This is a genomic window from Pseudomonas lalucatii, from assembly GCF_018398425.1.
Lineage (GTDB): Bacteria > Pseudomonadota > Gammaproteobacteria > Pseudomonadales > Pseudomonadaceae > Aquipseudomonas > Aquipseudomonas lalucatii.
In genome coordinates this window covers 2,728,817-2,748,490 of sequence record NZ_JADPMV010000001.1, presented here as the reverse complement: position 1 = coordinate 2,748,490, position 19,674 = coordinate 2,728,817, and the positions used below count along the sequence as shown (strand labels likewise).

Annotated in this window: 22 protein-coding genes; 5 read left to right on the top strand and 17 right to left on the bottom strand. The window is 68.3% G+C overall.

The features are described from left to right. Window positions 1-14 precede the first annotated feature (14 nt). The 6 genes from I0D00_RS12610 to prlC form a co-directional block, all read right to left on the bottom strand. Entirely contained in the window at window positions 15-1,325 is a 1,311-nt protein-coding gene (locus I0D00_RS12610; protein WP_213640066.1) for an ABC transporter substrate-binding protein, read from the bottom strand. 212 nt (window positions 1,326-1,537) lie between these two features. Then, window positions 1,538-2,443, bottom strand: coding sequence for an AraC family transcriptional regulator (locus I0D00_RS12605; RefSeq protein WP_213640065.1), 906 nt, complete (start codon window positions 2,441-2,443; stop codon window positions 1,538-1,540). A 205-nt stretch (window positions 2,444-2,648) separates the two neighbouring features. Then, complete coding sequence (locus I0D00_RS12600; RefSeq protein WP_213640064.1) at window positions 2,649-3,707, bottom strand: PA0069 family radical SAM protein; 1,059 nt, start codon at window positions 3,705-3,707, stop codon at window positions 2,649-2,651. A 162-nt stretch (window positions 3,708-3,869) separates the two neighbouring features. Then, the gene (locus I0D00_RS12595) at window positions 3,870-4,367 is read right to left on the bottom strand and encodes a VOC family protein (RefSeq protein WP_213640063.1); all 498 of its coding nucleotides are present in this window, start codon (window positions 4,365-4,367) and stop codon (window positions 3,870-3,872) included. Between the two features lie 182 nt (window positions 4,368-4,549). Beyond that, the gene (locus I0D00_RS12590; RefSeq protein WP_213640062.1) at window positions 4,550-4,828 is read right to left on the bottom strand and encodes a YheV family putative zinc ribbon protein; all 279 of its coding nucleotides are present in this window, start codon (window positions 4,826-4,828) and stop codon (window positions 4,550-4,552) included. Continuing rightward, complete coding sequence (prlC, locus tag I0D00_RS12585) at window positions 4,825-6,873, bottom strand: oligopeptidase A (protein ID WP_213640061.1); 2,049 nt, start codon at window positions 6,871-6,873, stop codon at window positions 4,825-4,827. The genes I0D00_RS12590 and prlC overlap by 4 nt, the downstream gene beginning before the upstream one ends. A 136-nt stretch (window positions 6,874-7,009) precedes the next feature. On the opposite strand from prlC, the gene I0D00_RS12580 reads away from it, so the two are divergent. Both I0D00_RS12580 and I0D00_RS12575 read left to right on the top strand, forming a co-directional pair. After that, entirely contained in the window at window positions 7,010-7,555 is a 546-nt protein-coding gene (locus I0D00_RS12580; protein WP_213640060.1) for a gamma carbonic anhydrase family protein, read from the top strand. A 23-nt stretch (window positions 7,556-7,578) separates the two neighbouring features. Next, window positions 7,579-8,226 (top strand): HAD family hydrolase, encoded by a 648-nt coding sequence (locus I0D00_RS12575; protein ID WP_213640059.1) that lies wholly within the window; start codon window positions 7,579-7,581, stop codon window positions 8,224-8,226. A gap of 25 nt (window positions 8,227-8,251) precedes the next feature. Here I0D00_RS12575 and I0D00_RS12570 read toward each other — a convergent pair whose 3' ends face one another. After that, window positions 8,252-8,482 carry a DUF1161 domain-containing protein gene (locus I0D00_RS12570; protein ID WP_213640058.1) on the bottom strand — a complete coding sequence of 77 codons (231 nt, stop codon included), beginning with the start codon at window positions 8,480-8,482 and terminating at the stop codon, window positions 8,252-8,254. Window positions 8,483-8,536: 54 nt separating this feature from the next. Then, window positions 8,537-9,619, bottom strand: coding sequence for an aminopeptidase (locus I0D00_RS12565; RefSeq protein ID WP_213640057.1), 1,083 nt, complete (start codon window positions 9,617-9,619; stop codon window positions 8,537-8,539). A gap of 84 nt (window positions 9,620-9,703) precedes the next feature. Here I0D00_RS12565 and I0D00_RS12560 point away from each other — a divergent pair, with 84 nt between their 5' ends. Next, window positions 9,704-10,126 (top strand): PA0061/PA0062 family lipoprotein, encoded by a 423-nt coding sequence (locus I0D00_RS12560; RefSeq protein WP_213640056.1) that lies wholly within the window; start codon window positions 9,704-9,706, stop codon window positions 10,124-10,126. Between the two features lie 13 nt (window positions 10,127-10,139). Here the strand turns inward: I0D00_RS12560 and I0D00_RS12555 are convergent, their stop codons facing one another. From I0D00_RS12555 to I0D00_RS12545, 3 genes are all read right to left on the bottom strand, one after another. Then, a complete protein-coding gene (locus I0D00_RS12555) occupies window positions 10,140-11,144 on the bottom strand; it encodes an LLM class flavin-dependent oxidoreductase (protein ID WP_213640055.1) in 1,005 nt (334 codons plus the stop codon). A gap of 113 nt (window positions 11,145-11,257) precedes the next feature. After that, the gene (locus I0D00_RS12550; RefSeq protein ID WP_213640054.1) at window positions 11,258-11,473 is read right to left on the bottom strand and encodes a dodecin; all 216 of its coding nucleotides are present in this window, start codon (window positions 11,471-11,473) and stop codon (window positions 11,258-11,260) included. Window positions 11,474-11,559: 86 nt separating this feature from the next. Further along, entirely contained in the window at window positions 11,560-12,447 is an 888-nt protein-coding gene (locus I0D00_RS12545) for a LysR family transcriptional regulator (protein ID WP_213640053.1), read from the bottom strand. 149 nt (window positions 12,448-12,596) lie between these two features. Between I0D00_RS12545 and trpB the strand changes: the two genes are divergently transcribed. Both trpB and trpA read left to right on the top strand, forming a co-directional pair. Further along, the gene (gene trpB / locus I0D00_RS12540) at window positions 12,597-13,808 is read left to right on the top strand and encodes a tryptophan synthase subunit beta (protein ID WP_213640052.1); all 1,212 of its coding nucleotides are present in this window, start codon (window positions 12,597-12,599) and stop codon (window positions 13,806-13,808) included. Next, entirely contained in the window at window positions 13,805-14,614 is an 810-nt protein-coding gene (trpA, locus tag I0D00_RS12535; RefSeq protein ID WP_213640051.1) for a tryptophan synthase subunit alpha, read from the top strand. Before trpB ends, trpA begins: the two co-directional genes overlap by 4 nt. A gap of 120 nt (window positions 14,615-14,734) precedes the next feature. On the opposite strand, the gene I0D00_RS12530 is transcribed toward trpA, so the two are convergent. The 6 genes from I0D00_RS12530 to pbpG form a co-directional block, all read right to left on the bottom strand. After that, a complete protein-coding gene (locus tag I0D00_RS12530; RefSeq protein ID WP_213640050.1) occupies window positions 14,735-15,022 on the bottom strand; it encodes a YciI family protein in 288 nt (95 codons plus the stop codon). An 80-nt stretch (window positions 15,023-15,102) separates the two neighbouring features. Further along, complete coding sequence (locus tag I0D00_RS12525) at window positions 15,103-15,597, bottom strand: peroxiredoxin family protein (protein ID WP_213640049.1); 495 nt, start codon at window positions 15,595-15,597, stop codon at window positions 15,103-15,105. Between the two features lie 79 nt (window positions 15,598-15,676). Next, window positions 15,677-15,991 carry a hypothetical protein gene (locus tag I0D00_RS21530; RefSeq protein ID WP_246533209.1) on the bottom strand — a complete coding sequence of 105 codons (315 nt, stop codon included), beginning with the start codon at window positions 15,989-15,991 and terminating at the stop codon, window positions 15,677-15,679. 269 nt (window positions 15,992-16,260) lie between these two features. Next, window positions 16,261-17,499, bottom strand: a complete 1,239-nt coding sequence (locus I0D00_RS12515; RefSeq protein ID WP_213640047.1) for a peptidylprolyl isomerase — start codon at window positions 17,497-17,499, stop codon at window positions 16,261-16,263. Between the two features lie 13 nt (window positions 17,500-17,512). Beyond that, window positions 17,513-18,502: a phospholipase C/P1 nuclease family protein gene (locus I0D00_RS12510; protein ID WP_213640046.1), complete on the bottom strand. Its 990-nt coding sequence runs from the start codon at window positions 18,500-18,502 to the stop codon at window positions 17,513-17,515. A 184-nt stretch (window positions 18,503-18,686) separates the two neighbouring features. Continuing rightward, window positions 18,687-19,598, bottom strand: a complete 912-nt coding sequence (gene pbpG, locus I0D00_RS12505; protein WP_213640045.1) for a D-alanyl-D-alanine endopeptidase — start codon at window positions 19,596-19,598, stop codon at window positions 18,687-18,689. Window positions 19,599-19,674: the final 76 nt, after the last annotated feature.

The following is a 19,674-nucleotide window of genomic DNA, read 5'->3' as shown; positions in this document are numbered from 1 at the left end:
CCCGGAGGCGTTGGCTACTTGGGATAGCCGGCGCGTTTCATTTCACGCGCCGTGGACTGCTGGGCCGCGGCCAGCGCCTGGTCGACCGACATGTGGCCGGTCAGCGCCGCGGTGAACTGCATGCCGACCTGGGTGCCGATGGCCTGGAACTCGGGAATGGTGACCAGCTGGATACCCACATAGGGCACCGGCTTGAGCGTCGGATTCGCCGGGTCGGCCTGCTTCAGGGACTCCAGGGTGACCTTGGCGAACGGCGCGGCCGTCATGTAGGCGTCGCTGTAGGTGGAGGCGCGGGTGCCCGGCGGCACGTTGGCCACGCCATCGGTCTCGGCGACCAGCTTGGCGTACGCCTGGGACGTGGCCCAGGCACTGAACTGCTTGGCCGCCGCCTTGGCCTTGGAGCTGGTGGGAATGCCCAGCGCCCAGGAATACAGCCAGGCCGAACCCTTGTCGGTGACCTGCTGCGGCGCGCGGCTGAAGCCGACCTGGTCGGCGACCTTGCTCTGGCTGCTGTCGGTGACGAAGGAGCCGGCCACGCTGGCATCCACCCACAACGCGCACTTGCCGCTGTTGAACAGCGCCAGGTTCTCGTTGAAGCCGTTGCTGGAAGCGCCCGGCGGGCCGAACTGCTTCAGGGTATCGACGTAGAAGTTCAGCGCCTGCTTCCACTCGCTGCCGCTGAATTCGGGCTGCCACTGCTCGTCGAACCAGCGCGCGCCGTAGGCGTTGGCCACTGTGCTGATCAGCGCCATGTTCTCGCCCCAGCCGGCCTTGCCGCGCAGGCAGATGCCGTACTGCTCCTGCTCCGGCTTGTGCAGGGCCGCGGCGAACTCGCGCATCTGCTCCCAGGTCGGGTGCTCGGGCATGCGCAGGCCGGCCTGCTCGAACAGGTCGGTGCGGTAGTAGGTGATCGAACTCTCGGCGTAGAACGGCAGGGCATAGAGCTTGCCAGCCACCGACAGGCCTTCGCGTACCGAGGGGAACACGTCGTCCAGGGCATAGTCCGCCGGCAGGTTGGTCATCGGCTCCAGCCAGCCTTTCTCGCCCCACAGCGCCGCCTCGTACATGCCGATGGTCAGCACGTCGAACTGGCCGCCCTGGGTGGCGATATCGGTGGTCAGGCGCTGGCGCAGGACGTTCTCTTCGAGCACCACCCACTTCAGGTTGATCTGCGGGTTCTGCTCCTCGAAGGTCTTGGCGAGCCGCTGCATGCGGATCATGTCGCTGTTGTTGACCGTGGCGATGGTCAGGTTCTGCGCGGCTTGGGCGAAAGCCGTGAGCGACAGGCAGGATGCAGCAAGAAGTGCTTTAGCTGTTTGGTTCATTTTCGAACTCCCCTCCTGAGCCGCTACAGCACCAGGAGCACGGTATTGTTTTTGTATTAGTCGACCTGCATTACACCTCCGGGGGCTGGCTGGAACAAATCCCTGACTGCACCTGAACCGATACTTTTTTGCACTCAATAAACAGAGCCAAATCCCTAACTACCCGCTACAACCCAACAAAATCAGGCACATCCATCTGGATTCTCTACAAATCAGTACAGGTTTTGCTCGGTCAGGCGCTGCACCACCTGCTTGCGGTAGTCCGAGGGCGTCATGCCCTTCAACTGCTGGAAGCGTCGGTTGAAGTTGGAAATGTTGCTGAACCCGGACTCGAAACAGACCTCGGTCACCGGCATGTCGCTCTGGCTCAACAGCTCGCAGGATTTGCTCACCCGCAGGCGATTGACGAACTCGACGAAGCCGCGCCCGGTGGCCTGCTTGAAGAAGCGCGAGAAGTAGGTCGGGGTCATGCCCAGGTACTGCGCCACCTCTTCCTGGCCCAGGTCCTGGGCGTAGCGCTGGAAGATGTAGTCCACCGCGCGGTTGATGCGGTCGACATGCAGCTCGTCCGCCGGCTGGGTGGGCAGCCGGCCGGAGAGCAGCTGGTAGTCCTCGCAGGCGGCCAGCAGTTCGAGCAGGATGAAGAAGTGGCCGAGGCGGGTGGCGCCCTGGGAGTCGGCGATCTTCTGCAGCAACTGGCGCGCCTCGCGGATGCAGCGCGGGTCGCGGAACTCGATGCCGAACTGCGCCCGCGCCAGCAGCGGCGCCAGGCTCTTCAGCTCGTCGAATACCGGGATGCCGCTGTCCAGCACCTTGTCGGTGAAGTTGACCAGCATGTCGCGCTCGGCGAACACCTCGTCCTCTTCCACCTGGCTGATCCAGTTGTGCGGCAGGTTGGGCCCGGTGAGGAACAGGCTGTCCGGGGAGAAGTTGCCGATGTAGTCGCCGATGAACACCTTGCCGGAGCTGGCGACTATCAGGTGCAGCTCGTATTCCTTGTGGAAATGCCAGCGCACCAGCGGGCTGGGGAAGCCATGCTGGCGATAGATCAGCGAGTGGCCCTCGTGATCGTCCATCAGTTCGAAGGAGGGTTCGGGGACGCGCAGGGTACGGTTCATGGTGACTGGCAGATTCGGGCTGGTTGCAGGTTGTGCGGCGGCGCCGGAGCACAATGCCGAGGCGGCTCCGTCCGGCCAGCCGCCTGACCCATGGTACTCCCTTTGACAGAGTAGCCCTGCCAGCCGGAGAAGCGGCGCCTAGCCGATCGGCAGGGGCAGCGCGAGTCGCACCGGCTGACCCGCGCCCGCACCGGCCATGCGGCGCTCACAACAGCGCCAGCTGCCCGCCCGGCGGGCAGAAGCGCGAGCAGTCCAGCTCGAAGTCCTCGCGGCCCTGCAGGCCGAGGCGCCTGCTGGCCACGGCGAAGCGCTGCGCCAGCAGGGCGGCGAAGGCCCCCTCGCCGCGCATGCGTGCGCCGAAGCGGCTGTCGTACAGCGCGCCGCCGCGGCTCTGCCGCACCAGGCTGAGGACGTGCTCGGCGCGCTGCGGGTAGTGCGCCTGCAGCCACTCCTCGAACAGCGGCGCGACCTCCCGCGGCAGGCGCAGGAACATGTAGGCCGCGCGCTGCGCCCCGGCCTGCTTGGCCGCCTCGAGCAGGCGCTCCAGCTCCATGTCGTTGATCATCGGAATCATCGGCGCACAGAGCACGCCCACCGGGACGCCCTGCGCGCGCAGCACGCGGATCGCCCGCAGGCGCGCCGCCGGCGAGGCCGCGCGCGGCTCCATGATGCGCTTGAGCTCGTCGTCCAGGGTGGTCAGGCTGATCATCACCGCCACCAGGCGCTGCTCGGCCAGCTGCCCGAGCAGCTCGAGATCGCGCAGGATCAGCGCGCCCTTGGTGACGATGGTCACCGGATGGCGGTGCTCGAGCAGCACCTGCAGGGTGCGCCGGGTCAGTTGCTGCTGGCGCTCGATCGGCTGGTAGGGATCGGTGTTGGAACCCAGGTTGATCGGCGCGCAGACGTAGCCGGGCCTGGCCAGCTGCTGCGCGAGCAGGCTCGGCGCGTTGCTCTTGGCGATCAGCCTCGTCTCGAAGTCCAGCCCCGGCGACAGGTCCCAGTAGGCGTGGCTGGGCCGCGCGTAGCAGTAGATGCAACCGTGCTCGCAGCCCCGGTAGGGGTTGATCGAGCGGTCGAACGGCAGGTCCGGCGACTGGTTGCGGGTGATGATGCTCTTGGCCATCTCCACCCGCACCTCGGTGGCGCGGCTCGGCGGTACCTCCTGGAACCAGCCGTCGTCTTCGGCCACCGAGCGGCTCGGCGCGAAGCGGTTGGCGGGATTGCTGGCGGTGCCGCGGCCTCGCGGCGGCAGGGAAACGGACATGGGACGGCTCCGGCAAAATACTGTATATAAATACAGTTATTTTGCCCTGTAACCAAGTACCTGCCGTCGCCTGCCGCCGGCATCCCCTGCCCAGCCCTGATAACCCGGATAAGCGCCGAAGCAATCCGCAACAGCCGTTCTCGAATCGTCCAGGCCACCCAGCTAGCCGGTGTAGGCTCGTTGCAGGGCGGCGATGTCGAGCTTGCGCATCTGCAGCAGCGCCGCCATGACCCGCTGCGACTTGCTCGGGTCGGGGTCGCTGAGCAGCTCCGGCAACACGCTGGGCACTATCTGCCAGGACAGGTCGTAGCGGTCCTTGAGCCAGCCGCACTGTTGCGCGGCGGGATCGCCGCCGGCGCAGAGTTCGTCCCAGTAGTGATCCACCTCGGCCTGGGTCTGGCAATTGACCTGCAGCGAGATGGCCTCGTTGAAGCGCAGCAGCGGACCGCCGTTGAGTGCGGTAAAGGCCTGGCCATCCAGCTCGAAGGCCAGAGCCATCACCGTGCCCGGCGCCTTGCCGTGGATTTCGCGTCCCGCTTCGCCGTAGCGCGAGAGGCTGACGATCCGCGAATTGGCGAAGATCGACAGGTAGAACGCGACGGCCTGCTCGGCCTGGTCATCGAACCACAGGCAGGGGTTGATCCTTTGTATGCGCGACATGGCGGCTCTCCTGGTCGAATCCCGTCATCGCTGGGAATGGCGCGGACTACCAGTTAATCGTTTGCAGAGGTCGTAAATCGACACAACCAGGCGCTGAGCGAAATGGACCGTAGCCTAGGCTAATCCAGGCTACGGAACTGCATCCGAGTCGGGGCAGGCTTGAGCAAAACGCCGCCCGGATATTACTCCGTGGGTTTCTTGAGCTTGGGATTGGGGAAGAACTGCACCGCCTTGACCTTGGGGTCGACGGCCTTGGGCTTGAGGGCGCCGACGTTGACCCGGGTCGGCAGCTCCTTGGCCACCGAGTTGCCGCGCTCGTCCAGGGTGTCGGCGTAGCCGCAGCGCACGCACTCGCGGTGCGGCACGCCGTCCTCGTCCCACATCTTGATGCTGTCCATCTCGCTGCAGGCCGGGCACACCGCACCGGCGATAAAACGCTTCTTCGGCGCCGAGTCTGTCATGCCGCCTCCTGGCTCAGGCCGAGGTGGCGCAGCAGGGCGTCGATGCGCGGCTCGCGGCCGCGGAAGTCGACGAACAGCACCATGGGTTCCCGGGAACCGCCGCGGGCCAGGATCGCCTCGCGGAAGGCGCGGCCGGTGTCGCCGTTGAGCACGCCTTCCTCCTCGAAGCGCGAGAAGGCGTCGGCGGACAGCACCTCGGCCCACTTGTAGCTGTAGTAACCGGCCGCGTAGCCGCCGGCGAAGATGTGCGCGAAACCGTTGGCGAAACGGTTGTAGGCCGGCGGACGCAACACCGAGACCTCGTCGCGCACGCCCTCGAGCACCTGCAGCACGCTGCGGCCGTCGCCGTGATGGGCGTGCAGCTCGAAGTCGAACAGGGAAAACTCCAGCTGACGCACCATCATCAACCCGGACTGGAAGTTCTTCGCCGCCAGCATCTTGTCCAGCAGGTCCTGGGGCAGCGCCTCGCCGCTCTCGAAGTGGCCGGAGATCAGCGCCAGGCCTTCGGGCTCCCAGCACCAGTTCTCCATGAACTGGCTGGGCAGCTCGACCGCGTCCCAGGCCACGCCGTTGATGCCCGAGGCGCCGGCCTGCTCGACCCGGGTCAGCAGGTGGTGCAAGCCATGGCCGAACTCGTGGAACAGGGTGGTGACCTCGTCGTGGGTCAGCAGCGCCGGCTTGCCGTTCACCGCCGGGGTGAAGTTGCACACCAGGTTGGCCACCGGGCTGATCAGCTCGCCGCTGGCGCTGCGGCGCTTGTCGCGGGCGCCGTCCATCCAGGCGCCGCCACGCTTGTTGGCGCGGGCGTAGAGGTCGAAGAAGAAGCGCCCGACGTGCTGGCCGTGCTCCTTGATCTCGAACAGGCGCACGTCCGGGTGCCAGCTGTCGAAGCCGCTGAGCTCCTCGATCTGGATGCCGTAGAGCCGCTCGACTATGGCGAACAGGCCGCCGAGCACCTTGTCGATGGGGAAGTAGGGCCGCAGGATCTCCTGGGAGATGCTGTAGCGCTGCTCGCGCAGCTTCTCGGCGTAGTAGCCGACGTCCCAGCTCTGCAGGTCGCTGCAGCCCTGCTCGGCGGCGAAGGCGCGCAGCTCGTCCAGGTCCTGGGCGGCGAACGGCTTGCTGCGCACGGCCAGGTCGCGCAGGAAGCTCAGCACCTGCTCGCTGGACTCGGCCATCTTGGTGGCCAGGCTCAGCTCGGCGTAGTTGCCGAAGCCGAGCAACCGGGCCAGCTCCTGGCGCAGGTCGAGGATCTCCGCCATCACCGGGCCGTTGTCGTGCTGGCCGGCGTTCGGCCCCTGGTCGGAAGCGCGGGTGCAGTAGGCAGCATACAGCTCTTCGCGCAGGGCGCGGTCGTCGGCGTAGGTCATCACCGCGTAGTAGCTGGGGAACTCCAGGCTGATCAGCCAGCCGTCCAGGCCCTTGGCCTCGGCGGCCTGCTGCATCTGCGCCTTGGCCGAGTCGGTCAGGCCGGCCAGCGTCGCTTCGTCGGCGATGTGCTTGGTCCAGGCCTGGGTGGCATCGAGCAGCTGGTTGGAGAAGCGGCTGCCGAGCTCGGACAGCTTGCTCTGGATGGCGCCGAAGCGCTGCTTGTCGGCCTCGGCCAGGTCGATGCCGGACAGGTGGAAATCGCGCAGGGCGTGCTCGAGGATGGTCTGCTGGGCCACCTCGAACTGGGCCGCGGCCGGGCTGTCGGCCAGGGCCTGATAGGCCTGGTACAGCGCGCGGTTGTGGCCCAGCTCGGTCCAGTATTCGGACAGCTTGGGCAGGCAGGCCTCGTAGGCCTGGCGCAGTTCGGCACTGTTGCACACCGCGTTGAGGTGGCTGACCGGACCCCAGGCGCGACCGAGGCGCGCGTGCAGCTCGTCGAGCACCAACACCAGGCCGTCCCAGCTCGGTGTGCCAGACTGTTGCTTGAGCAGTTCGCCGATGGCCGCGCGGCTGTCGGCGAGAATGGCATCGATGGCCGGCTCGACATGCTCGGGACGGATGGCGGAATAGGGCGGCAGGTCGAAGTCTTGCAGCAGGGGGTTGTTCGCAGTCACGACTGGGTCACCTGTAACCGAGGGAGTTTCATGGCGGAACCGGCGCTGGCAAAAAGCCTGCAAAGCCAGGTTTCGGCGGATTTGCCGGCTATCTTAATTACAATCACCGCTCACCGCAGCTTAAGAGGTTTCTATCGTGGCGATTCGCAGTTACCAGCAGTTCACCCCGCAACTCGGCGAACGGGTGTTCGTCGACGCCTCCGCCGTGATCCTCGGCGACGTCGAGATCGGCGACGACAGCTCGGTCTGGCCGCTGGTGGTCATCCGCGGCGACATGCACAGCATCCGCATCGGCGAGCGCTCCAGCGTGCAGGACGGCAGCGTGCTGCACATCACCCACGCCGGCCCCTTCAACCCCGGCGGCTACCCGCTGAACATCGGCGACGACGTGACCGTCGGCCACAAGGTCACCCTGCATGGCTGCAGCGTCGGCAACCGGGTGCTGATCGGCATGGGCAGCATCGTCATGGACGGCGTGGTGATCGAGGACGAGGTGGTGCTCGGCGCCGGCAGCCTGGTGCCGCCGGGCAAGCGCCTGCAGAGCGGCTACCTGTATGTCGGCAGCCCGGCCAGGCAGGCCCGCCCGCTGACCGAACAGGAGCGCAGCTACTTCCGCTACAGCGCCGACAACTACGTGCGCCTGAAGGACCAGCACCTGATGGAAGGCTACTCCTCCAACTGATCGCGACCGGCACAAGGCTGTCCATGCACTACCGGAACATCCTCTTCGACCTCGACGGCACCCTCACCGACCCGCGCGAGGGCATCACCCGCTCGGTGCAGCACGCCCTGGCCCGCCTGGGCATCGACGAACCCGAGCTGCAGGCGCTGGAACACTTCATCGGCCCGCCGCTGCTGCAGTGCTTCATGCAGACCTACGGTTTCGACCAGGCCACGGCCTGGCGGGCGGTGGGCCACTACCGCGAGCGTTTCGCCGAGGTCGGGCTGTACGAGAACCGCGTGTTCGACGGCATCGAGGCGCTGCTGGCGACCCTGAACGACCAAGGCCGCAGGCTGTATATCGCCACCAGCAAGCCGACCCTGTTCGCCGCGCGGATCGCCGAACACTTCGGCTTCGCCCGGCACTTCCGCGCCATCCACGGCAGCGAACTGGACGGCACCCGCACCGACAAGGCCGAGCTGATCGGCCATCTGCTGCAGGAGGAAGGGCTGCAAGCCGCCAGCACGCTGATGATCGGCGACCGCAAGCACGACCTGATCGGCGCCCGGCGCAACGGCCTGGATGCGGCGGCGGTGGGCTATGGCTTCGGCAGCGCCGAGGAGCTGCTGGGCGAGGCGCCGACCTACCACTTCGCCACCCTGGGCGAGCTGCGCCGGGCCTTCGCCGCCTAGGCGCCGCCACCCTGGCCGGCCGGGCTCAGCCGTTCTTCTGGTAGATGATCTTCTTGGTGCCGTTGTCGCAGCTGCCGACCACCATGCTCGGGTCGTGCACCTCGTCGTTCGCCACTATCTCCAGGGTGTAGCTGATCACCCCGGCGGCCTGGATCTTCACCTCGATCTCCCGCTTCAGCTCCTCGCAGGGCTTGGGCTGCGCCAGCGCGGCGGCGCCGAGCAGGCCGATCACAGGTACCAGCATCCATCTGTTCATGGTCCATCGCCTCTGGTCGCGAGACTCCTAGGGTTGGACCCGCGGCATGCCCCGCTAGTTCTGGCCGTCGCCCTGCAGGGCCTGCAAGGCCTCGGCTCGCTGCGGCGCCGGCAGGCGGCCGAGTCGCTCGGCGCGGCGGTAGAAGGCCGGCCAGGCGCCGCCCGCCTCGGCGTACAACCTGGCGAAGGCCGGCACCCAACGGTCGTACAGGCCGAACGGCAACAGCTTGGCGTTGTTCAGCGGCGCCTCGACCCAGGCGTCGTAGCGGCCCACGCCGCCCCACTGGCGTTCGCGCAGGGTCCGGTAGTCGCGGCGCAGGCGCGCGAACTCGGCCTGCTTGGCGGCGCGCATGGCCGCCGTCGGCAGGTCGCCGGCATACAGGATTCGCAGGCGCTCGCGGCTGGCCAGCACCAGTTCGCTGAACTGGGCGCGCTGCCGCTCCGGCGCCGCGTCTGCCTCGGCCAGGCCACGGCTCGCCCGCCACTGGCGCAGGCCCTCGCGCTCGATGAAGGTGGCGAAGGACTCGTTGAACGCCGTGTCGCCGGCCACATACAGCTGCTGGTGGGCCAGCTCGTGGAAGATCACCGCCACCAGACGCTCGTCGCTCCAGGCCAGCATGGTGTTGAGCAGCGGGTCGTCGAACCAGCCCAGGGTCGAATAGGCCTCGACGCCGCCGATGTAGGTATCCAGGCCCTGCTGGCGCAGCAGCGCAGCAGCGCCGCGGGCGCGGCCCTGGCGGTAGTAGCCGCGGTAGGCGACGCAGCCGGCGATGGGAAAGCAGTGCAGCTCGGGCTCGACCGAGAACTCGCCGGTGGCGAACAGGTTCCACAGCACATAGGGCCGCCCAAGATCGGCGTACAGGCGGTAGCTGCGGTTGTCCGGCAGGGCCAGCGCGGCGCTGGCGAAGGACCGTGCCTGCTGGGCCAACGACAGCCGCTGGCGCAGCGGCGCGGGGGTGGCGGGATCGGCCAGCAGGCGCTCGACCGGCTGGCGTGCGCGCAGCAGCTCGAACTGGCCGCGGGCCAGCTGGCCGTAGTAGTCCAGGGTGCCGCAGCCACCCAGCAGCAGGGCCGCCAGCAGCGGAACCCAGCGCCAGGCCGGGGAGTCGATAGAGAAAGGAGCGCGGTTGTGTGTCATGCGCGCCACGCTAGCGCATTGTCGCCAACGCCTCCAACATGGGATCGATCTGGACTGATCCATTCCCTAGACTCGGAGACCGTCATGCGTCGCTTCGCCCTGATCGCCAGCCTGTCCCTCCTCGGCGCCTGCGCCTCGCCGCTGCCACCGCACGACCCGGGACTTGCCTGGGTCGAGCTGTACACCCCGGCCAGCGACCTGCTGATGGCCGACGAGCTCGACGGCAAGCGCCTCGACGACGGCCGCTACTTCCAGGTGTCGCCGGGCTCCCACGAGCTGATCAGCCGCTTCCTGTTCGAGGTGCCGGGTGGCGGTAGCGGTTCCGACATGATGTCCGAGCCGATCCAGCGCACCTGCGAGATCCGCGTGCGCTACGCCGACTTCGCCGCCGGCCAGCGCTACCGCCTGGAGGCGCGCTCCATCATGTACAACGCCCAGGCCTGGCTGTACGACGACCAGCGCAACGTCCTGGCCCGCGGCCGGGTGCTGCGTTGCGGCACCTTCTGAGCGGGACGGCGGGTCAGGCGGCCTGGCGCAACTCGGCCAGCAGCTCGAAGGAGCGCAGGCGATCGTCGAAGTCGTACAGGTCGCCGGTGAAGATCAGCTCGTCGGCACCGGTCTGCTCCAGCAACACCTCCAGTTTCGCCCGCACCTTGGCCGGGCCACCGACCACCGCCAGGCCGAGGAAGTCGGCCACCGCCTGCTTCTCGTGGGGCAGCCACAGGCCGTCCATGCTCGCCACCGGCGGGCGCTGCACCAGGCTATGGCCGCGCAGCAGGGCGAGAATCCGCTGGTACACCGAGGTCGCCAGGTAATCGGCGCGTTCGTCGCTGTCGGCCGCCACCAGCGGCACGCCGAGCATCACGTAGGGCCGCTCGAGCACCGCCGAGGCCTTGAAGTGATTGCGATAGACGCGAATCGCCTCGTGCAGGTAGCGCGGCGCGAAATGCGAGGCGAAGGCATAGGGCAGGCCCATCTCGCCGGCCAGCTGGGCGCTGAACAGGCTGGAGCCGAGCAGCCAGAGCGGCACCTGGGTGCCGCTGCCGGGCATGGCGATGACCCGCTGCTGCGGGCTGCGCGGGCCCAGGTAGCGCTGCAGCTCGGCGACATCCGCGGGGAAGTCGTCGGCGCTGCCGGAGCGCTCCCGGCGCAGCGCCCGCGCGGTGAACTGATCGGCCCCCGGGGCACGGCCCAGGCCCAGTTCGATGCGCCCGGGATAGAGCGTGGCGAGGGTGCCGAACTGCTCGGCGATCACCAGCGGCGCATGGTTGGGCAGCATCACCCCGCCGGAGCCGAGGCGGATGCTCGAGGTGCCGGCGGCCAGGTAGCCGAGCAGCACCGCGGTGGCCGAGCTGGCGATGCCGTCCATGTTGTGGTGCTCGGCGACCCAGAAGCGGCTGAAGCCGAGCCGCTCGGCGTGCTGCGCCAGCTTCAGCGAGTTGCCCAGCGCCTGGGCTGGGCCGCCGTCGTCGCGGATCGGCGCGAGGTCGAGAATGGAAATCCTGGTCTGTGCTAGAACGCTCATCGGCCCGCCTGGTGACCCCTGCTGATCGACGCCGGGGCGGCGCCGATATCCGAGTCCAGTAGTGGGGCTTGCTGCGGAAGATTCCAAGGGCAGACGATCGACCGGCACAGTTCTCAGCTATTGGCGATACGGAAACCCACCTTGAGCGTCACCTGGTAGTGGCCGACCTTGCCGTTCTCGATATGGCCGCGGGTTTCCACCACCTCGAACCACTCCAGGTTGCGGATGGACTTGGCGCACTCGGCCAGGGCGTTGTTGATCGCCTCGTCGGAACTGACCGGCGACGAGCCGACGATCTCGATCTTCTTGTAGGTGTGATGGTTGGACATGGCGATTCCTCCTCTGAGCGATAGTTAAACGCTAGACGAGAAGTGCCGGCCATGTGCTCCGGATTGTTGCGGAACCGGCCGGCCGCTCAGCCGCCCAGCTCGCCGCGCAGCCACTCGGCCAGGCGCTGGGCGCGCTTGTCCAGCTGCCGCGCCGGTACCCACAGGGCCAGGCGCGCCGGGGTCTCGACGAAGCCCCAGGGCGCGACCAGGCGCCCGCCCGCCAGGTCGTCGGCCACCAGCTGCTGCGGGGCGATGGCCACGCCCAGCCCGGCCGCCGCTGCCTCCAGCAGGTAGTAGAGATGCTCGAAGCCCTGGCCCGGCTTCAACGCCCCGGCGTCCAGGCCACAGCTGGCCGCCCAGCTCGGCCAGGCCTGGGGCCGCGAGCTGGTGTGCAGCAACGGCTCGTTCAGCAGCGCCGCCGGTGGTGCCCGGTGCAACTCGGCGAAACGCCCGTAGCGCGGGCTGAGCACCGGGCCGATGCGCTCGGCGGTCAGTTCGAACACCCGCATGTCCGCCGGCCAGGGCGGCTCGGCGAACAGCAGGGTGGCGTCGACGCCGGGGCGGCGCGGGTCCAGCTCGCCCTCGCTGGCCGACAGCTGCAGGCGCAGCTCCGGCAGCTCGCGGTTGAGGCGATCCAGCCGGGGGATGAACCAGCGCGCCAGCAGGCTGCCGGGGCAGGCGAGGACGAAGGGCGCCTCGGCCTGGCCCTGCTGCAACTCGGCGCAGACGCCGCGCAGGCGGGCGAAGGCCTCGCCGCTGGCGTCGCGCAGGCGCAGCCCGGCATCCGTGAGTTTAAGGCCGCGTCCTTCCTTGACGAACAGCGCCACCCCGAGGTGTTCCTCCAGGCCACGAATCTGCCGGCTGACCGCGCCGTGGGTGACATGCAGCTCGTCGGCCGCCTGGCTGACGCTCTGCAGGCGGGCCGCCGCCTCGAAGGCGCGCAGGGCGTTGAGGGGGGGGAGCTCCTGGCTCATCTGTGAGATTTCCTGACAGGTCCAGGCGATCTTATCGCTTTTCTGTCAACCGCCACAGCCGTATCCTCAACACAGATCGTAGGAGCGGGCCATGCCCGTGATCGCGCCCATGGGGCGCTCCTACACCATTCATCCGCAGGAGCTCCCCCATGACCTCATACCGCAGCGGCCCCGACGCCAACGGCCTGTTCGGCTCGTTCGGCGGCCAGTACGTCGCCGAAACCCTGATGCCGCTGATCCACGAGCTGGCCGCCGAGTACGAGAAGGCCAAGGCCGATCCCGAGTTCGCCCGGGAACTGGCCTACTTCCAGCGCGACTACGTCGGCCGGCCCAGCCCGCTGTACTACGCCGAGCGCCTGAGCGAGCACTGCGGCGGGGCGAAGATCTACCTCAAGCGCGAGGAGCTCAACCACACCGGCGCGCACAAGATCAACAACTGCATCGGCCAGATCCTCCTGGCCAAGCGCATGGGCAAGCGGCGCATCATCGCCGAGACCGGCGCCGGCATGCACGGCGTGGCCACCGCCACAGTCGCAGCGCGCTTCGGCCTGGAATGCGTGATCTACATGGGCACCACCGACATCGACCGGCAGCAGGCCAACGTGTTCCGCATGAAGCTGCTGGGCGCCACGGTGATCCCGGTCACCGCCGGCACCGGCACCCTCAAGGACGCCATGAACGAGGCCCTGCGCGACTGGGTGACCAACGTCGACAGCACCTTCTACCTGATCGGCACGGTCGCCGGCCCGCACCCCTACCCGGCCATGGTCCGCGACTTCCAGGCGGTCATCGGCAAGGAAACCCGCGAGCAGCTGCAGGCCCAGGAAGGCCGCCTGCCCGACAGCCTGGTCGCCTGCATCGGCGGCGGCTCCAACGCCATGGGCCTGTTCCACCCCTTCCTCGACGACGAGTCGGTGCAGATCGTCGGCGTCGAAGCGGCCGGCTACGGCATCGACAGCGGCAAGCACGCGGCCAGCCTCAACGGCGGCGTGCCCGGCGTGCTGCACGGCAACCGCACCTTCCTGCTGCAGGACGACGACGGCCAGATCATCGACGCCCACTCGATCTCCGCCGGCCTCGACTACCCCGGCATCGGCCCGGAGCACGCCTGGCTGCACGACATCGGCCGGGTCGAATACACCTCGGTGACCGACGACGAGGCCCTGGCCGCCTTCCACCAGTGCTGCCGCCTGGAGGGCATCATCCCGGCCCTGGAGAGCGCCCACGCCCTGGCCGAAGTGTTCAAGCGCGCGCCCTCGTTGCCCAGGGAGCACCTGATGGTGGTCAACCTGTCCGGCCGCGGCGACAAGGACATGCAGACCGTGATGCACCACATGAGCGAACAGGAGAAGCACGCATGAGCCGCCTGCAGAGCCGCTTTGCCGAGCTGAAAGAACAGAACCGCGCCGCCCTGGTGACCTTCGTCACCGCCGGCGACCCGCACTACGACGCCTCCCTGGCGATCCTCAAGGGCCTGCCGGCGGCCGGCGCCGACGTGATCGAACTGGGCATGCCGTTCACCGACCCGATGGCCGACGGCCCGGCCATCCAGCTGGCCAACATCCGTGCCCTGGAAGGCAAGCAGAACCTGGCCAAGACCCTGCAAATGGTCCGCGAATTCCGCCAGGGCGAGCAGGGCACACCGCTGGTGCTGATGGGCTACTTCAACCCCATCCACAAGTACGGAGTCGCGCGCTTCATCGCCGATGCCAAGGAGGCGGGGGTCGACGGCCTGATCGTGGTCGACCTGCCGCCGGAGCATAACGCCGACCTGTGCGACCCGGCCCAGGCCGCGGGGCTCGACTTCATCCGCCTGACGACCCCCACGACGGACGACGCGCGCCTGCCCAAGGTGCTGGGCGGCAGCTCCGGCTTCGTCTACTACGTCTCGGTGGCCGGCGTCACCGGCGCCGGCTCGGCCACCGTCGAGCACGTCGAGCAGGCCGTGGCGCGCCTGCGCCGCCACACCGACCTGCCGATCAGCATCGGCTTCGGCATCCGCACCCCGGAACACGCCGCGACCATCGCCCGCCTGGCCGACGGCGTGGTGGTCGGCTCGGCGCTGATCGAGCGGATCGCCGCCGCCGAGACCGACCAGCAGGCCGTGGACGGCGTGCTCGGCCTGTGCCGCCAGCTGGCCGAAGGGGTGCGCGGCGCGCGCTGCTAAAAGCCTAAGCCACAAAAAAGCCGCTGCTCCCTTGGGGAGGCAGCGGCTTTTTTCATGCCTGCACCGGCAGTCTCGAGGCCTTGCCCTCAAGCCCGGGATCGTTGAGGCTGTGTGACACCGTCAATCCACTAGAAAGCTCAGGCGCGCGTCCGCTTTCTTGGGCGCTATCTCCAGTATCTCGGCGCTGACGACATTCTCCTTCACGAACGGATCGCCATTCACGCGCTCCTGCAGTTCGCCGAGCGTCGTGTTGTGGGCCAGGATGGAGCCCCCCAGGTTTGGCTGCAGGCTGCCGACCAGGAGAAACACGCCGGCATCGAAACCGCTCTTGATCCACTGGTTATGGCCGTCCATCAGCCGAGCGGCCTGGCCTTTGTTCTCAGAAAACTTCAGCAGCACGACAAACATAGGATTCCCTCCCTGGGGTATGGGTCTTGCCGAATGCACCGGGCAGCGGGTCCGGCGATCCGGCCTGGCGAAGCATAGCGCTATCCGCCCGCGGTGCTGTGCCCGGCCTCGGCGATCAGCAGGGCGATCTGCGCCCCCAGCACCAGGTCGCCGACCTTGCCGAAGTGCTGCTGGCGGATACAGCCCTGTGCGTCGATCAGCACCAGGGTCGGCGTACCGCGCATCCCGTAGTCGCGCATGGTGCAGGGCACGGCCCCTTGCGGGTCCGGCAGGTCGACGGCGACCGGGAAGCCGATGCGGTATTCGTGGAGGAAGGCCTCCAGAGCCACCGGCGTCATGGCCTGGTGATGCTCGAAGACCGTGTGCAAGCCGACCACCGCCACCTGCTCGGGGGAAAAGCTGGCCCGCACCCGCTGCGCCTGTGGCAGGCCTTCGCTCACGCAGCCCGGGCAGAGCATCTGGAAGGCCTCCAGCACTATCACCTTGCCGCGCAGGCTGGCCACGCTCGGCACCTGCCGGGTGTTGAACCAGCGCTGCACCCGCCACTCGGGGGCGGGCGTTGCTGAAGGGGTCATACCGGCTCCCATGCAGTGATCACCAAGAGAAGACCCATGTAGTTATAGGCCAGCGCGTGCACGGCTATCCACAGATCGACTAAGGCGAACTCGGCAGCAGCTCGGGCGCCTCGCGCCGCAACCTGGCCTGGAGCATCTCCAGCTGCTCCAGGGCGGCGCGGGCTTCGTCCAGTTCCACCGCGCTGCGCTCGCCGGATTGCGCCGCCTGCTCGATGCGTGCGCGGATCGCCGGTATCTGTTGCACGCCGCCGGCGTAGGCCTGGATCTGCGCGCGGCTGTGGCGGTCCTCGAAGGCCTGGTACTGCGCCGGGTTGGCCAGCACCGCCGCGGAGGGCGTCGGCCGCGGCGCGAGTTCGCCCAGCGCCGGGCTGCGCGGATCGCCGCGTTCGAGCATGAGCTGTATCAGCAGCTGGTCTTCCAGCGGCGCGAGGTTGGCTGACGGCTCGGCAGCGGCAGGCCGCTGCGCACTCGCAATGGCGGCCGGCGAGGCGATAGATGCGGCGCCTGGCGCGACGGGGAGGGTGGCGGGCCAGGACGGCGGCGCGGGCTCGACCGCGCGGGCCTGCGGCAGCGCGGGCGAAGGTGCCGGCTCAGACGCCACCCACCAGGCGGCCAGGACCACCGCAGCAGCGCAGCAGAGCAGGGCCGCCCCCAGCCAGCGCCTCACAGGCCTTCCACCCTGGCCTTGGCCCGCAAGGCCTGCAGACGCGCCTGCAACTGGCTGGCCAGCTGTTCCTTGGCCACCGCCTGGTTGACCTCGTAGCGCACGCTGGGGTCGCTCAGGGGCAGCTGGCGGTCCTCGCGCCGGCGCACCCGGACGATCTCGAAGGCGCCATCGATCCGCATCGGCTGCGAAAGGGTGCCGGCCTTCTGCAGCAAGGCGGTCTTGCGCAGCAGATCGAGCTGCGGGTCCTGCGGGCGGATCAGGCCGAGGTCGCCGGGCGGGGTGCGCCCCTTGTCGTCGGCCAGGGAATGGCGGCGCACCGCCTCGTCGAAGTCCAGGCCGGCGATGAGTTCGCCATGCACCCGGTCGGCACTGGCCTGGTCGGCCAGGCGGATATGCGCGGCCTGCACCTGGGCGACGTTGCGGTACTGCGCCAGGTGGCGCCGGTAGTAGGCCTCGGCGTCGGCATCGCCGACCTGGCGGGCCAGCTGCCTCAGGCTGTCGGTCTCGTGATGGAAGTCGCCGTGCAGGCCGATCTGGTGCAGGTACTGGTGGCGGATCAGCTTGTCGCGCACCAGCAGGCGCAGACCCTGGCGCTCGGCCTCGCTGAAGCCCTGTTCGGCCAGCTGGTACCAGAGGTAGTCGCGCAGCACGTGCTGACGCACCTGCTCGCCGAGGTAGGCCAGGTTGCCCTGCTGCAGCTCGACCCGGCCCTGGACGTTGTCGCCCTGGTACAGGGCCAGCAGGTCGAGGCGCCGCTCGGCCTGGCCGGGGAACTGCCAGGCGATCAGCTGCACCTCTCCCGCTTCGGCCTGCTGCGCCGGGCTCAACTGCAGGCTGTCGAGCACCACCCCCTGCTGCGGCGGCGCCAGCACCTGGCGCAGGCGCTCGGCACTGAGCGGCTGCGGCTGGCGCAGGAAGGGCCGCACGTCATGCTCGAAGCGCCGGCCATGGACCTGCTCGATGAGGTTGGCCGCCTCCACCGCCGTCAGCGCCTCAAGCTCGGCGCGGTAGCGGGGCTGCAGCTCGGCCTCGACGTCCCGGGCCAGCAGGCGGTTCTCCACCAGGCCGGCGCGCAGCTGGGCGCGGTCGGTGTTGAACTTGACCCGGGTCAGCGCCTGCTCGAGCAGGGCGATGCTCTTGCCCGGCAGGCGTTCGCCGTCGATCTGCAGGTCCTGGGCGGCCTGGGCCGACAGGCAAATGCCTGCCAGCCCCAGCACGACCAAGGCACGGCGCAAAGAAGCCGCCACCTCAGAGCCCGCCCTGGCCGTAGAAGCTGTTCGCCCCCTTGGTCAGCACGTTGACGGTCAGCGCGATGGACTCCGGTATCAGCTCCCGGGCCACCCGCAGGCGCGTGGCGTAGCTGGTGTCGTAGAGCGGCTCGGGGTGCTGGTAGGCGACCTGGGCGGTCTGCGTCAGGAGGTCGCGCAACGGCTGCTGTGGATCGTAGCGGCCGACCAGGTTGGCTACTGCCGATGGGTCGTTGAGGCGCTCGCTGAAGTAGTGGTCGTCGACCCAGCCTTCCCAGCCGGAGTGGCCGTTGCCCGAGGTGACCCAGGCGTGATGCGGCTGGGCCACGTCGCCGGTGGCGTGCAGCGAGTAGCCGATGGTCTGCAGCGAGGGCGCAGCCTTGAACTGGTCGAACCAGTACTTGGCCAGGTTGTCGATGGGCTGGAAGGCGGCGGTCTGGAAGTCGCCGTAGTGTTCCTGCCAGTTCGAGCGGCTGCCCTGGCGGTAGTGCGCCTCGGTGCTGTCGAAGTCGCTCTTCTTCAGCTCGCGGTTGTACAGGTAGACCATGGCGTACCAGTCGACGTCGCCGCTCCAGCTGCCGTCGACCTTGCGGTAGCGGTAGTCGTAGCCGCCGTGGTCGTTGCCGTGGGCGTCGCCCTGGCGGGCCATGTTGATGAAGTGCCAGTAGGAGGTGTAGTTGACCAGGGAGGCGGCGGCGCCGGCCACCGGGGCGTGCTCGTAGCCGACCCACCAGCCGCCGAGGCGGGTGTCCTTGAAGTCGTCGACGTCGTAGGCGGCCTGGCCGAGGATCTCGCCGGCCCTGGCCTCGCTGCCGGCGGCGGCGACGTAGAACTGGTAGGCGCGGCGCATCTCGGCGCTGGCGGAGCCGGAGTTCATGAACGCCAGGGCGTCCTTGACGATGTGCTTGTGGGTGGGTTGCGACCAGGCGGCCGCCTGGCCGGCGCAGACGGCAAGGCCTAGACCGAGGGCCAGGGTGGGGATGGTTTTCATGGGCAGAGCGCTCTTTTGTTGTTGGAGTCGAGCAGTACTAGCCGGCGTCGATGGCAGAACCATTGCAACGCCGGACTCCAACTAAAGCGCAGTCGCCATCCGGGCATCTACCCAACTAAGGTTGGGCCGCTCTAGACCAGATTCTCCTCTGCCCACGGGGCGCACAGGGCACCTCGCGGCTCGTTCACTGGGCCACCTGCAAACCGCGCTGGGCCTGCTTGTGCTTGCGGTAGCTGATGGCCGCCGCCGGCACCGGGGTGACCTGGCCGGTTTCCAGCCAGCGCTTGAGGCGGTTGGCGTCGGCCATGTGGGTGTACTTGCCGAAGGCGTCCAGCACCACGAAGGCCACCGGCCGCTTGGCCATGACGGTGCGCATCACCAGGCAGTGGCCGGCCTCGTTGGTGAAGCCGGTCTTGCTCAGCTGCACGCTCCAGTTGGCCTTGCGCACCAGGCCGTTGGTGTTGCGAAAACCCAGGCTGTAGTTGGGCTTGCGGAAGGCCACGGTCTTCTCCGAGGTGGTGCTCCACTGGCTGAGCAGGGGGTACTGCTGGCTGGCCTTGAGCAGCAGCACCAGGTCGTTGGCGCTGGAGACGTTGTGTTCGGACAGGCCGGTGGGCTCGACGAAGCGCGTGCTGCGCATGCCCAGGGCCAGGGCCTTGGCGTTCATCGCCGCGATGAACGCCGCGTAGCCGCCCGGATAGTGGTGGGCCAGGCTGGAGGCGGCACGGTTTTCCGAGGACATCAGGGCCAGCAGCAGCATGTCGCGGCGGCTCAGTTCGCTGCCGATGCGCACCCGCGAGAACACCCCCTGCATCTCCTTGTTGTCGCGGATGGTGATCGGCAGGACCTGATCCAGCGGCAGCTTGGCGTCGAGGGTGACCAGGGCGGTCATCAGCTTGGTCACCGAGGCGATCGGCAACACCAGGTCGGGATGGCTGGAATAGAGCACCTGGCCGGTCTGCAGGTCGACCAGCAGGGCGCTGCCGGCGGCCAGCTCCTGCTGGCGGGGGAGCTTTTGCACGGCATGGCTGTTCGATGCAACTACAACGCAGCTGCAGATCAGCAGCAGGCTTACTATCGAATGACGGATTTTCACGGAAGGTTTCACTGGCTGAGGGGGAGGTCGGCGCAACGCTGGGTTCCGCCTCCGACAGTATAGGCAGTCGGCCGGC

Excerpts from the sequence above, each read along its gene's own strand:
- trpA (WP_213640051.1), top strand. The coding sequence starts at position 13,805 with ATGAGCCGCCTGCAGAGCCGCTTTGCCGAGCTGAAAGAACAGAACCGC.
- I0D00_RS12550 (WP_213640054.1), bottom strand. The coding sequence starts at position 11,473 with ATGTCCAACCATCACACCTACAAGAAGATCGAGATCGTCGGCTCGTCG.
- I0D00_RS12570 (WP_213640058.1), bottom strand. The coding sequence starts at position 8,482 with ATGAACAGATGGATGCTGGTACCTGTGATCGGCCTGCTCGGCGCCGCC.
- I0D00_RS21530 (WP_246533209.1), bottom strand. The coding sequence starts at position 15,991 with ATGCTCGAACGCGGCGATCCGCGCAGCCCGGCGCTGGGCGAACTCGCG.
- I0D00_RS12600 (WP_213640064.1), bottom strand. The coding sequence starts at position 3,707 with ATGTCCGTTTCCCTGCCGCCGCGAGGCCGCGGCACCGCCAGCAATCCC.
- I0D00_RS12595 (WP_213640063.1), bottom strand. The coding sequence starts at position 4,367 with ATGTCGCGCATACAAAGGATCAACCCCTGCCTGTGGTTCGATGACCAG.
- I0D00_RS12565 (WP_213640057.1), bottom strand. The coding sequence starts at position 9,619 with ATGACACACAACCGCGCTCCTTTCTCTATCGACTCCCCGGCCTGGCGC.
- I0D00_RS12590 (WP_213640062.1), bottom strand. The coding sequence starts at position 4,828 with ATGACAGACTCGGCGCCGAAGAAGCGTTTTATCGCCGGTGCGGTGTGC.
- I0D00_RS12575 (WP_213640059.1), top strand. The coding sequence starts at position 7,579 with ATGCACTACCGGAACATCCTCTTCGACCTCGACGGCACCCTCACCGAC.
- I0D00_RS12510 (WP_213640046.1), bottom strand. The coding sequence starts at position 18,502 with ATGAAAACCATCCCCACCCTGGCCCTCGGTCTAGGCCTTGCCGTCTGC.
- I0D00_RS12610 (WP_213640066.1), bottom strand. The coding sequence starts at position 1,325 with ATGAACCAAACAGCTAAAGCACTTCTTGCTGCATCCTGCCTGTCGCTC.
- I0D00_RS12560 (WP_213640056.1), top strand. The coding sequence starts at position 9,704 with ATGCGTCGCTTCGCCCTGATCGCCAGCCTGTCCCTCCTCGGCGCCTGC.
- I0D00_RS12525 (WP_213640049.1), bottom strand. The coding sequence starts at position 15,597 with ATGACCCCTTCAGCAACGCCCGCCCCCGAGTGGCGGGTGCAGCGCTGG.
- trpB (WP_213640052.1), top strand. The coding sequence starts at position 12,597 with ATGACCTCATACCGCAGCGGCCCCGACGCCAACGGCCTGTTCGGCTCG.
- I0D00_RS12545 (WP_213640053.1), bottom strand. The coding sequence starts at position 12,447 with ATGAGCCAGGAGCTCCCCCCCCTCAACGCCCTGCGCGCCTTCGAGGCG.
- I0D00_RS12555 (WP_213640055.1), bottom strand. The coding sequence starts at position 11,144 with ATGAGCGTTCTAGCACAGACCAGGATTTCCATTCTCGACCTCGCGCCG.
- I0D00_RS12530 (WP_213640050.1), bottom strand. The coding sequence starts at position 15,022 with ATGTTTGTCGTGCTGCTGAAGTTTTCTGAGAACAAAGGCCAGGCCGCT.
- I0D00_RS12605 (WP_213640065.1), bottom strand. The coding sequence starts at position 2,443 with ATGAACCGTACCCTGCGCGTCCCCGAACCCTCCTTCGAACTGATGGAC.